The sequence below is a fragment of the Bradyrhizobium sp. 76 genome (assembly GCF_023073025.1).
GTDB lineage: Bacteria > Pseudomonadota > Alphaproteobacteria > Rhizobiales > Xanthobacteraceae > Bradyrhizobium.
On sequence record NZ_JADPIS010000010.1, the window covers coordinates 1 to 11210 of the forward strand.

The following is an 11210-nucleotide window of genomic DNA, read 5'->3' on the forward strand; positions in this document are numbered from 1 at the left end:
AAGCTCGAAATTACATCCAACTCTACCGCGCCGCTCCAAAAACGACCGGCGGAAAAATGAAAATTCTCCATTCCAAGGTTTTTCAGCAGACTGCTAGAGGCCTTCAAGGACTCCTTCGAGCCGGTGTTCGCGAATGATTGCGGCCAGTAGCGAAACGGCCTCCTCCCGATCGACGGTGAAGCAGACGTCAGGCGCTCGCTCAACCAACAGGTCCAGCAAGGTCGGAAGGTCAGCAACGTGGTGGCGTAAGGTCGAGACCACATCATTTGCGAGATAGGTCGCGAAATCAGCGTTCGGCGGCGGATCAAAGTCCAAGTTGACCTCGGCACGCCTCTCGATCGCATGTCGTATCAACTCGCCCTGCCGTCTTGCGTTCATCGGGAGCATGAACACCGCACAGCGAGCTTCTCGCGCGGCAAGCTTCTCAGTTCGGCTATGCGGGCCTGGATGTCGCCCACCGAACTCTCACGGCGTGCCTCTGCTCGCCGCGCGTTAGCGGCTGCCCTGCTCTTTTGTAATCCAACCATCGTCATGCTCTCCGGCCGACCATATGTCCCGGCGATACAGGCGAATGAAAGGGCAAAATTGTGTGCTGCATGCGCGCAGCGCGCCTGACGATGCGCACCCCCCGGGGGGTCGCGCGGAGGAGTCGCAAATCGCTAGTTTCGTGATCCGCTCGTGCTTGTCTAGTCTACAAGGCGCTCGATGGCACGTTGTCGGGTCGGCGGCTAAGGCAAAGCGAAATCCTGCTTCCAGCGTTCCGTTTGAGGTGATAGGCAGCGTTGCGAGGCAGTGGCGGCAGGCGGATCGCCGCGAACTCCAAGAAGGACGAAACCGGCCGGATTTTGGGGAAGAGAACCAGGATCGGTCGATCCGAGATGGACGACCTATTCCCGCCAATGCGTTGCGCCCTGTTTCGGATCCGGCTCGCTTTGGGTATCTCCGGGCATATTGTAGCGGAACCTGGGAAGGGCCCGCCCGGTAGATGGAAAGATCGGGACTCGATTGAATCAGGCGAAATCTCAAACTCGCGCGGGATCTCGTTGTACCGCCAGAACGCCGCAGCCTGCCAATCAGCCCCGACGCCGAAGCTTTAACCAAATTTGAATAGCACACCGTAACCGCCACGTGGGTAGCTCCACTCGATATCACCACTTTCTTCGCAGATCACCCGGCAGGTGCCGCACTCGATACACCCGTCGACTGTCACCTCAACATGACCTTTATCGCTGAGCTCGTAGCACCGTGCAGGGCAGGCCTTCAGCATCGATAAGAGCCGCGACGAAGGTGTGGTGTGCGGCCGCACCTTGATATGGGCGCGGCCGGAATCAACGAGATAGCGGTTGTAGAATAGTTTGTCTTCGACACGTCGGGATGGCTCGCTCGGCATTGCTTCTGGCTCCGTCGTTCGTCGTTGTCTTTGGTTTATGATCACCGCCAGGCCCGGGCAATGCGCAGGGCATCGCTGAACAATCCACTCCACGACCGCGCCTTGATGAACGAGCTCAGCATCAGCTTCTCTTTCTCAAGCTTTGGTGTGCCGTCGACGCGCACGTAATCCTGCATCGCCTTGGAGAAGAGCTGCGGATATGTGAGAAAGAAGTTCTGCGAGTGGGTGTGCATCAGTGCCGGCATATCCTTGTACTTCTTCAGGTCCTTGATCACGAAGGATTCATTCAGGAGTTTTTTGTAAAGCGAAAGATTTTTGGCCGTCATCGGATCATTTCGCGATTTGATAAGACAGATCGCTTCCGCGGCGATACGGCCCGACGTCATCGCCAGATTGGACCCCTCGCGATGGATGGCGTTGTTGAGCTGGGCGGCGTCTCCGACAACGACCCAGCCCTCACCACAAAGCTGCGGGATCGCTCTGTATCCACCTTCGGGGATCAAATGCGCGGAATATTCCTTTACTTCCGAACCCTCGATCAACGGCGCGACGGACGGGTGACGCTTGAAGCCCTCGAGGAGGCCGTAAGGCGTCTCGCCAGTACGCTGGAAATCGGCAACAAGACAGCCGATACCGAGCGATATGCATTCCTTGTTGGAATAGATGAAGCCCATACCGGTCATGCCGCGGGAGATGGTTCCGGCGGCTTCGATGACGAGCCCCTCGTCGCCTTTGAGATTGAAGCGAGCATCGATTGTCTCGCGCGACAGGAAATGCATCTCCTTGACCGCGAGTGCGACCTTGTCCGGTTTCGGCCGCCCTCTTAAGCCCGCACCCGTCCCGAGCACTCCGTTTACCCCCTCGGCCAGCACGACGACATCTGCATGGATTTCACCCCCATCTCGGTCTGTGCGCACCCCGACGACCCTCCCATGGGAATCCTGGAGGAGCTCGGTCACCGTGGTCTCGCACAGCACCGTGGCGCCGGCCTCGCGGACCTTCTGCGAGAACCATTTGTCGAACTGCGCGCGGATGATGGTGTAGCGGTTCGGCTTCTCCTCGTTGAAATCATCGGAGCGATAGTGAATCCCCGTGTGCGAACGCTCGTCCACGATCCAGAAGCGTTGCTCGACGAGATGCCGCTCAAGCGGTGCATCTTCTCGGAAATTCGGGATCAGCTTCTCCAGCATGTCGGCATAGAGGATGGCGCCTTGCACGTTCTTCGACCCCGAATACTCGCCGCGCTCCAGCTGCAGCACTTTTAGGCCCCGCTCGGCCATGGTAAGCGCTGCCGCATTCCCGCCCATCCCAGCACCGACGACGATCGCGTCGAATCTTTCCTCGATCATAACAAGCTCCCCTAGCCGGCGATGCGGTCGTGCGAGTGCGGCGACAGCTGCGCGCGGAATGCAGAGGTCAACGCGGGCAACAGTCGAATGGCGTCGGTGACGATGCCGATATGGGCGAAGTCGAAGATTGGAGCGTGCTTGTCGGTGTTGATGGCAACGATGAGGTCGCCCCCCTCCACGCCAACGCGATGCTGGATCGCGCCGGAAATACCGGCCGCGATATAAAGCTTTGGCCGAATGGTTTTCCCGGTCTGGCCGATTTGTCGGTCCGCGGTGACCCAGCCCTTCTGGACCAGCGGCCGCGAGCAGCCATATTCGGCGCCAAGCACGTCCGCGAGCTGCTGTACCAGTTGGAAGTTCTCAGGCGATCCCAGACCGAGCCCTCCAGCGACGACCACGTCGGCATAGGCAAGGTTGGACTTTGTAGAATCGCGGTCCGGGAGGAACGACAGCACTTTTGTGACGATATCTTCCTCTACAAGCCCGAGCGGATGCGAGATGACGCGCCAGACGGCGCCGGTCACGCGCTCGGGCATCGGCATCACGCGCGGACGGACGGTTGCCATCTGTGGACGATGGTTCAGTGTGTAGATCGTGCACAATAGTGAGCCGCCAAACGTCGGCCGGGTCGCTGCAAGCGAGCCGTCGGCATCGACATCGAGCTCGGTGCAGTCGGCAGTTAGACCGGTGAGCAGTGTGGTGGCCACTGAGCCGGCGAGGTCGCGGCCCAGTGTAGTTGCCCCTAGGAGTAGGATTTCCGGCTTGTACGTATTGACCAGCTCTGACAGGGCCTTGGTGTAGGATTCATTGCGATAATCGGCCAAGAGATCATCCGCGACGATATAGGCAAGATCGGCGCCGTAGCAGAAGGATTCGGCGACCGCCTGCTGCGTTGTCTCCCCGACCGGGCCGATGACAACCGCGGCGAGGTCAACGTTGAGCTTGTCGGCGAGCCGGCGGCCGGCACCCATCAGCTCCCAGGAGACGGGGTGCACTATCCCGCGTTCCTGCTCGATGAAGACCCAGACGTGCCTATAAGCCTTGAATCGTTCGGGCAGCTCCCTCTTGGTCGCCGCGCGACCACCACCCGGGGCCGGAGCTGCGCTTTTGGGTGCGGTGCTCATCATCTGTACTCCCATCCGTGTTCAGTAGCGGCTCGCCAGCGAAGCGTGCTCCGCCTCCAGCTTTGAATTCGCGGGTGAAGATTGCTTCAGTTAAAGTTCGGCCGCGTGCCCGCCGCCATTTTTTCAACACTGCCTGGCAGCAGCGCGGGGCCCAGACACCCGTTGCTGGACCTTGATCGACGAGCCCGGAAGCACGCGCTTGGGCGTTCTTTCCCGGTTCGGCATTCTGGGTCACCGTTTGGCAATGGAACTAGTGAGGCACGCAACCGCGCGGTCACTCGATCCGATCGATTGGTCCCCCTCATCTTCGAGATGCAACCGAGTTGGAACAGACCGAGGACCTGCCAGAGGCTCGGCTGGTCCCATTGCCGGCCGCGAGCTTGCCGGTGAAAACGCGATCCATTACTCCGAATGCCCTCGCAATATTTCCGATTGCAGCGACATGCCCGCAACTCTTGGCGAGGGCACGAGGGCCGGCGGTGAAGCCGCCCGTCAACGGCGCCGCGCGACCAGCGCCGGAGAGCAAGGGCGCCGCCCGGAAAACCTCGGCCATAGATCGGCCAGGGGGAGTGATTTCGTCGACGAATCTTTGGCGCGGATCAAGCGCAGCTTTCAGCTCAGCCGGGCCGGAATATGCAACCATCGCTTTGGCGTCGCGACGTATCATGGTGTCGACAGGCAGCGCGCGCGAAACTGCGCGGCGTCAAAAACAAACTCGATGCGGACCAAAATGTGCATTCGTTTCTCCAGACTAGCTGAGTAAATGTCAGCAATTGTCGTACCAATTGCGCAGACGATGAAAATTGACCGCCAATACAGAATCTTACTGAAGGAAATCGGATTGGCGGCCTCTCACGAGGATCGGAACATTCGACACCGTGCTGAACCTATGTCCAGAATGCGACAGAAGACAGTCATCCGCATCTTGGTGCTCTTTCCTCGCCAAATATGTGCTCCTCGCTGCCGGCGTACAATTGCAGGAGATAGGTGCACCATGGGCACCAGCCTGAAGCGACGGAAATATCAGCGCTGAGCCGTGATTGGCTCTTAGGGAGCCGAGTGTCCAAGCTGCGGACCCGCGGCCGTCACTGCAACTTGCGTTTGAATTCGACGCCCTGGGTGGTTGGCAGGTTCTCTGAACCTTCACGCTCCAGAGCACGATATAAACTGAATTCACTCCAAAGAACCGAGCTGCACCAATGCTTGATGCTTGTTCGATTGTGGTGCGGCCGCATCCTTCAAGACCTTGAACACGCGCTGTTCGATCGGGGAGGACGTGACGAAATCGGCATAGGCGCGCTCGAGCGTGGCCTTGCAACGCGAGGCGATGTCAGGATCGGATGCACCGGTAAACTCCTCGAGCGCGAGATATTCGCCCATGCGACGCAGAATATGAAGCCGCGCCACGTCGATGATTTTCGCATCGTACTCGACGCCGAGCAGTGCAAAAAACTCCTCTGCCGCGGAGGCCTTGTTCAATTGCGAAAGGATCCGGTCCGTCGTCATTCTCAACCTCCATCTAGATCCGCGACCAGAAGCCGTCCTGGCCCGAATGTTCCAACCTGATCGCGCGAAGCGCATGGCTGACCACCTGATCGCCCTCCGTTGAGGAGCGATCTCTCATGAATGTCGCGCCACATCGCCACCACCGTTTCCTCCGAAACCGGGCCTTTGTGCTCGACGGCATGCTTACGGACGCGCGCGAGAATGGTTTGGGTTTCGTCGGCGGTGACCGAAAGCTGCAAGTCGGACAACAGCGAAGTGATAGCGGCAAGCTCTGAATGCTCGCCGATCACAATGCGGTGGGTCGATCAGGAAGTTGACATCGGCACGCGAGGAGTCTTCGCCACCTGGCGCGACACCCAGTCCCTTGTCGCGAGCGTGGGCCACGACGCGCACGGCCAAACGGCGCCACCGAGTTTCGCCGCAATCTGCGCGTCCGACGATGGAATCGATAGGATTACCATCGAAACACCGGCCTCGATCTCCGCATCGACATCCGCGGGTTTTATCTGGCACCAGCCGATGATCGTGGCCGCGAGGCCAGCTTCGGCGACCGCTCGGATCGCGGCAATCTCTTCCTGACCCATCGCCGGCGTGCCGGCCTCGATCTCCGTGACTCCGGCCGCGGCCAGCGACACGCGCCATCGAGACATTTTCCGGTGTCGCGAAGGCCACGCCCGGTGTCTGTTGTCGCGCAAGGTGGTGTCATTAAGGACTATGGACCTCGACTGATCTTTGTCGGGCGCGGTGATTGCGGCAGCGAACGCCATCAGCGGCTCCGTAGGTTTATTCCGAAAGCTGTTCAGCAACTGCTGTGCCAACCCGCTCGAGTTCCCGAGAACCTGTGAATGACGTCGCATTTCAGATTTGTCGGGTGTGTCGCAAATCCGACAGGGTGGAACCGGCGGAGCGCCAGCTTCGCTGCGCTTGCGACCGAGCTGGAGGCAAGCGCCGAGCTTGAAAGCTTGGCAGCCGGGCAACGGTTCGGGCCTGACCTCAAGCTGCAACAGTTCGGGGAAGGCGCGTGCATCCCGGCGCTGATCGAAGAAGATTCTTGAGCCATCGCATCGTCCAACCACAAGTCGGCGTTCGTAAAAAGTCAGCGGGGCGCGATCGAGAGGGCGGATGTTGGCCTCGATCGCGTCAACATAGAACATATTGGCGGTAAATGTGACGGTCGCATCCACCAGTTATCAAGCCCGTTGATCAGGCCCCGCCGCGTCCTGCTTAGGCTGCCTGCGCGAAGTTGTTTACCCGGTGTCTTTTCAAACCCTCAGTCCGGTCATGTGACCGTTGGCCGAAAGCTGGTCCGATACACCGGGACTCGCGCCGAGGAGCGGGCATCCAATATGAGCTCAGCCCTGCGAACTTCGGATGGCTTGGACGGAGTCATCGAGACGACGCAGATGATCCCGCCGGCGTCCGGCCATCCGGCTCTCCCCGCTCTCCTCGCCGAAGCAAAGATCAAAATCATTGCATTCCGTGCAGACCGGCGTGGTACACATCACCAGACCGTCATCTTCGCATAGCGTGCGATAGAAGAAGCGCTTCCACCGCATGTTCTTGGTGTTGCGAGCCGCCAGCGGCCCGAAATGGCGCATCAGGAGGCGGGACAATTCGTCCCGCTCCCGCAGACCGAGATCTTCCCACAGGTGATTAGGCTCCATCGCGCGCCGCGCGATCATCGTCGCGAGCCAGCCGCCGACCTCTCCATGAGTGGAACGTTGCGCAAGCAGGAGGTCTCGCACCATAATCGTCTCGTCAGGAGCCGGTAACGCGGACTGTTCGCGCCAGGTACAACTCCTGATCGGCGTCGATGGAAAGCATTGCACCAACAGCGCATCGAGCTCCTGGTTAGTCAAGCCGGCCCGTTCGGGAAGTTGGCCGCCATCCATAGCGGATGCGGCGAGAACGCAAGCGAGCACATGGCGATCGAAATCGTTATCGTCGCTGATGTCGACTTCTGTTGGATGGCGCCCGGTCAGAAGCCCGTAGAGCTCACTCGCATCGCGCTGCTCGGCGACGTGAGCTGCTGATACAGGAGATGACACCGTATTGGCAAATTCGCTTTGTATGCCAATCATGAAGGTCCCGCAGCTTCTGAGTGGACGATGTCGGCCTTCCCCGGTCGAGAAGGCCGACAAGATGAACTATGCCGAAACAGCGGCGAGCTCGGCGGCGGTCTTGCCGACCAGGCTCTCGTCGACAGGCTTGATGATGCCGTGCTCCATGAGCATATCCTCGAGCTCGTCCATACTGATTGGCGTCGGGATGGCGCCTTGTCCCGCATTATTGTGGATCTTGGTCGCGAGATTGCGATAGTGATCCGCCTGCTTGGACTCTGGCGCGTATTCCAGCACAGTCATGCGGCGCAGCTCCGCGTGCTGCACGACATTGTCTCGTGGCACGAAGTAGATCAGCCGGCTGCCGAGCTTCTTGGCAAGAGCATCTGCCAGCTCCAGCTCCTTGTCGGTCTGGCGCTCGTTGCAGATCAGGCCGCCGAGGCGCACGCCGCCGGAATTCGCATACTTCAGAATACCCTTGGAGATGTTGTTGGCGGCATACATGGCCATCATCTCGCCGGACATCACGATGTAGATTTCCTGTGCCTTATTCTCGCGGATAGGCATCGCGAAGCCGCCGCAGACGACGTCGCCCAGCACGTCGTAAGAGACGTAGTCGATGTCCTCATAGGCGCCATTCTCCTCCAGAAAGTTGATCGAGGTGATCACGCCTCTTCCGGCGCACCCGACCCCCGGCTCTGGACCGCCGGACTCGACACATCGAATGTCCTTGTAGCCGAGCTTGATGACGTCCTCAATTTCGAGGTCCTCAACGCTGCCGGCATTCGCCGCCAGACTCAGAATGGTGTCCTGCGCTTTGGCGTGCAGGATGAGGCGAGTCGAGTCCGCTTTGGGATCACAGCCGACGATGAGAATCCTTTGGCCCAGCTCAGCAAGAGCCGCCAGCGTATTTTGCGACGTTGTCGATTTGCCGATGCCACCCTTGCCATAAAACGCGATTTGTCTCAGCGAAGACATGTTGCTCTCCATCAACCGATTGCCAATTTTGCGCGCCGAACGCGCGAGGCTGTTTCTCTCTCAGAAACGTGGGCACACGGGTTTCGGGAAGGAGGCCATCGCTCGCCATCGGCGTCGGCGTGCCCTCAGCCCTCACTCCTTGTTGCTGCATTCAGTTAGCAACTGGCGTGCCATTCGTTCGCACGCGCGTTAAGCATCTGATTAGGCTTGACTAATAGCGCAGCGCCCGAGACCGGAAGCTGTGGTGGACCCGACAGCGGCAAGGGCTCTGACAGAAAACCGACAAAGCGGGGCGCGTGGATTCCCCTGCGAGAGGCGGGCGAAGGAGCGCGCAACGGGGAATGCCGGGCCGAGTCAATTGAGGAGACCACACGGTGCAGATAGGGACACCGCCATCATCAAAGGCGAATGTTCCACGACCGGCATGATGGGACTTGCCATCAGAGGGGTGGCATATCGCTTGCTTTGCCAGTCGCGGAACGCTGTTTCCGTGTGACGCGATGCTGTGAGGACAATATGCCTGGAATTGGAAGTAAGTTGCCGCCGTTCGACATCACAGGCGTGAAGCCCGGCTTTCACCTGCCAGAGGAGAACGGGCAGAGCGCCTTCGAGACGCTGACTGAGAGGAGTTTCCCCGGAAAATGGAAAGTCATCTTCTTTTACCCGAAGGATTTCACATTCGTCTGCCCAACCGAAATCGCTGAGTTTGCTCGCCTGTCCAAGCATTTCGCCGATCGCGATGCAATCGTGCTTGGTGGCTCGACCGATAACGAGTTTTGCAAGCTCGCCTGGCGGCGTGAGCACAAGGATCTGCACCGTTTATCGATCTGGCAGTTTGCGGACACCAAGGGCGCACTGGTCGATGGCCTTGGAGTGCGATCGCGTGATGGCATCGCGCATCGCTACACGTTCATCGTCGATCCTGAGAACACGGTCCAGCATGTCTATGCGACAAGCCTCAATGTCGGCCGCAGCCCGACGGACACGTTACGCGTTCTGGATGCGATACAGACGGAAGAGCTCTGCCCTTGCAACCGCGAAATCGGCGGCGACACGCTTAAAATTGCCTGAGGCAACATATCGAAAGTTCAGCAAGGAGCAGCTCCCGAATTCGAAGGACGTCATATTCAATCGTTTCTGGATACAGGCGATCTTACCGCAAATGCGGCCTGCTGCTAGCGAGTGCGGCACGCAATTCAATTCTCATCGCCACCATGGAGTCTACCGCGGCCGCCGCGCTGTCCGCGCGCGGCAGTCGCGGCGGCGAAATCAACAGCCTCGATGATGACGATGAACAAGGTTCACCACCGCTCTTGCTCACCTCATAACAAATCCCGCATACAAGAGGATGCCGAGGCGGCTCCGCATGAACATACAAAATACTTGTACGCTTCTGCGCCTACTCGACGCACATCTCCTGCCGGAGTTCCTTTATGTTGTCGCCGTAGGCCGGACCGCGGCTATTCCCTTCTTTCTGCGCCTTGCCGGCCCGCAGCATCATCGGAGCGATCTGCGTCAGCCGCAGGCCGCTAATGCTGTAGGCCGACATGCCGGCACCCACGGACTCGGAAAAATCGTGCCAAGCTCCCTCTTCGGGGCAACTAGGTTCCAGTAGCCGCGCCTCGAGAAGGATGGAGGCAGAGGGAGATAGCTCAGCGCCGAATGACGTCTACCGGCCGGGATGATGATCCGCCGGCAAGCTCGCGGACCGTATTTCCGGGCTCGATAAATCTATATTGACCGATGTAAGCCGCACTATGAGACGAACGAGTCGGGCTTATCAGTCCCTGATTAAAACCATGACTCGACGAGTTTTAGGCCAAGTGAGCCGGTCTATCAGGAAATCGGTCAGCTCGTTCATGGCGCGAGCTGACCCTTGGGCGCAGGGACCTGAAGCGATCGGGTGGCCTGGCGGTCGTAAGCCGCCTGGCCGTCTCGATCATTACGCCGGTCAATTTCCGAACATTGAGGCGGATATCAGCGCTGGTGACCCAAGCCAATCCCCAAGGTACGTGCTTTCTGTCTTAGAGAGCCCTCGGATCGCTTCATAAGCTTTGAAACCCTAGCTACAGGGGTGCGGGCCTTTGAGTGCGCCTTGAGCAGCTTGACGTCATCCTTACTATACTCTTTGCGCTTGGTGCTTTTTGCCACGTGTTCTCCGATTTCGCTTTGCACATCTGCCTGGAGCGTCTTGTTTTTGGCGAAGACGCAACTGCTTCCCATTACCATATCAATGGTCATCGACAACTATTCCAGCGGATTTTTCTCTTTGAGATAAGAACCGGAACTACACGCGAATTTGTCCTCTGTCATCTGGATCTTTATTCGCGTGACAAACCTGATTTTCCACGTGCACGTCAGCGCCTTCAACATGGAAGCAAGCGATAGAGATGGGACACTCGATGCGTCTTCAAAACAACAACTCGAAAAGCGCTTCTGCTTGAACGCGCCGACTTCACTCACTAGTTTGTAGTATGATATTTCCAAGCCCCAATACTATTGATGCACTAGCAGTCTGCTGAAAAACCCCCTCGCCAGGGAGGGGACTTGATGATTCACTTTATCATCTCGAATCGGCGGAGACGATCATGCGCGGCAGGTTTACGGATCAGGGCGGCCTGTTTTCGTACATCGCGCCGGATAAGCGAGTGCCAGCGAACCATCCGCTGCGGAAGGTCCGGGAACTTGTCCGGGATGTTTTGAATGATTTGAACCGCAGCCTTGGAAAGCTATACGCCAGCGAGGGACGTCCTTCGATCCCTCCGGAGCAATTGCTGAGCGCCTTGCTGCTGCAGGTGTTCTA

Annotated in this window: 12 protein-coding genes and 1 pseudogene; 3 read left to right on the forward strand and 10 right to left on the reverse strand. The window is 58.7% G+C overall.

Annotated elements, in window-relative coordinates; all coding sequences use genetic code 11:
- Positions 1-93 precede the first annotated feature (93 nt).
- The 5 genes from IVB48_RS00240 to nifW all read right to left on the reverse strand — a co-directional run bounded on the left by IVB48_RS00240 (position 94) and on the right by nifW (position 5369).
- Positions 94-387 carry a hypothetical protein gene (locus tag IVB48_RS00240; protein WP_247396309.1) on the reverse strand — a complete coding sequence of 98 codons (294 nt, stop codon included), beginning with the start codon at positions 385-387 and terminating at the stop codon, positions 94-96.
- 706 nt (positions 388-1093) lie between these two features.
- Entirely contained in the window at positions 1094-1390 is a 297-nt protein-coding gene (locus tag IVB48_RS00245; RefSeq protein ID WP_247279062.1) for a ferredoxin family protein, read from the reverse strand.
- 41 nt (positions 1391-1431) lie between these two features.
- Positions 1432-2739 (reverse strand): FAD-binding protein, encoded by a 1308-nt coding sequence (locus IVB48_RS00250; protein ID WP_247285953.1) that lies wholly within the window; start codon positions 2737-2739, stop codon positions 1432-1434.
- An 11-nt stretch (positions 2740-2750) separates the two neighbouring features.
- The gene (locus tag IVB48_RS00255) at positions 2751-3863 is read right to left on the reverse strand and encodes an electron transfer flavoprotein subunit alpha/FixB family protein (RefSeq protein WP_247396317.1); all 1113 of its coding nucleotides are present in this window, start codon (positions 3861-3863) and stop codon (positions 2751-2753) included.
- 1173 nt (positions 3864-5036) lie between these two features.
- Positions 5037-5369, reverse strand: a complete 333-nt coding sequence (gene nifW, locus IVB48_RS00260) for a nitrogenase stabilizing/protective protein NifW (protein ID WP_247396320.1) — start codon at positions 5367-5369, stop codon at positions 5037-5039.
- Between the two features lie 116 nt (positions 5370-5485).
- Here nifW and IVB48_RS00265 point away from each other — a divergent pair, with 116 nt between their 5' ends.
- A complete protein-coding gene (locus IVB48_RS00265) occupies positions 5486-5644 on the forward strand; it encodes a hypothetical protein (protein WP_247396311.1) in 159 nt (52 codons plus the stop codon).
- 30 nt (positions 5645-5674) lie between these two features.
- Here the strand turns inward: IVB48_RS00265 and IVB48_RS41280 are convergent, their stop codons facing one another.
- From IVB48_RS41280 to nifH, 3 genes are all read right to left on the reverse strand, one after another.
- Positions 5675-6553, reverse strand: a complete 879-nt coding sequence (locus IVB48_RS41280; RefSeq protein WP_247396313.1) for a hypothetical protein — start codon at positions 6551-6553, stop codon at positions 5675-5677.
- A 168-nt stretch (positions 6554-6721) separates the two neighbouring features.
- On the reverse strand, positions 6722-7450 hold the full coding sequence (locus tag IVB48_RS00275; protein ID WP_247341870.1) for a nitrogen fixation protein NifQ: 729 nt from the start codon (positions 7448-7450) through the stop codon (positions 6722-6724).
- 66 nt (positions 7451-7516) lie between these two features.
- Entirely contained in the window at positions 7517-8407 is an 891-nt protein-coding gene (gene nifH / locus IVB48_RS00280) for a nitrogenase iron protein (RefSeq protein WP_026233535.1), read from the reverse strand.
- 516 nt (positions 8408-8923) lie between these two features.
- Here nifH and IVB48_RS00285 point away from each other — a divergent pair.
- Complete coding sequence (locus IVB48_RS00285; protein ID WP_247341865.1) at positions 8924-9478, forward strand: peroxiredoxin; 555 nt, start codon at positions 8924-8926, stop codon at positions 9476-9478.
- A gap of 328 nt (positions 9479-9806) precedes the next feature.
- Here IVB48_RS00285 and IVB48_RS00290 read toward each other — a convergent pair whose 3' ends face one another.
- On the reverse strand, positions 9807-9956 hold the full coding sequence (locus tag IVB48_RS00290) for a hypothetical protein (RefSeq protein WP_247299031.1): 150 nt from the start codon (positions 9954-9956) through the stop codon (positions 9807-9809).
- Positions 9957-10384: 428 nt separating this feature from the next.
- On the reverse strand, positions 10385-10648 hold the full coding sequence (locus tag IVB48_RS00295) for a hypothetical protein (RefSeq protein WP_247341862.1): 264 nt from the start codon (positions 10646-10648) through the stop codon (positions 10385-10387).
- 347 nt (positions 10649-10995) lie between these two features.
- Between IVB48_RS00295 and IVB48_RS00300 the strand changes: the two are divergent.
- Positions 10996-11210, forward strand: a pseudogene (locus IVB48_RS00300) (IS5/IS1182 family transposase); the annotation flags it as partial.

Excerpts from the sequence above, each read along its gene's own strand:
- IVB48_RS00240 (WP_247396309.1), bottom strand. The coding sequence starts at position 387 with ATGCTCCCGATGAACGCAAGACGGCAGGGCGAGTTGATACGACATGCG.
- IVB48_RS00245 (WP_247279062.1), bottom strand. The coding sequence starts at position 1,390 with ATGCCGAGCGAGCCATCCCGACGTGTCGAAGACAAACTATTCTACAAC.
- IVB48_RS00250 (WP_247285953.1), bottom strand. The coding sequence starts at position 2,739 with ATGATCGAGGAAAGATTCGACGCGATCGTCGTCGGTGCTGGGATGGGC.
- IVB48_RS00255 (WP_247396317.1), bottom strand. The coding sequence starts at position 3,863 with ATGAGCACCGCACCCAAAAGCGCAGCTCCGGCCCCGGGTGGTGGTCGC.
- nifW (WP_247396320.1), bottom strand. The coding sequence starts at position 5,369 with ATGACGACGGACCGGATCCTTTCGCAATTGAACAAGGCCTCCGCGGCA.
- IVB48_RS00265 (WP_247396311.1), top strand. The coding sequence starts at position 5,486 with ATGAATGTCGCGCCACATCGCCACCACCGTTTCCTCCGAAACCGGGCC.
- IVB48_RS00275 (WP_247341870.1), bottom strand. The coding sequence starts at position 7,450 with ATGATTGGCATACAAAGCGAATTTGCCAATACGGTGTCATCTCCTGTA.
- nifH (WP_026233535.1), bottom strand. The coding sequence starts at position 8,407 with ATGTCTTCGCTGAGACAAATCGCGTTTTATGGCAAGGGTGGCATCGGC.
- IVB48_RS00285 (WP_247341865.1), top strand. The coding sequence starts at position 8,924 with ATGCCTGGAATTGGAAGTAAGTTGCCGCCGTTCGACATCACAGGCGTG.
- IVB48_RS00290 (WP_247299031.1), bottom strand. The coding sequence starts at position 9,956 with ATGTCGGCCTACAGCATTAGCGGCCTGCGGCTGACGCAGATCGCTCCG.
- IVB48_RS00295 (WP_247341862.1), bottom strand. The coding sequence starts at position 10,648 with ATGACCATTGATATGGTAATGGGAAGCAGTTGCGTCTTCGCCAAAAAC.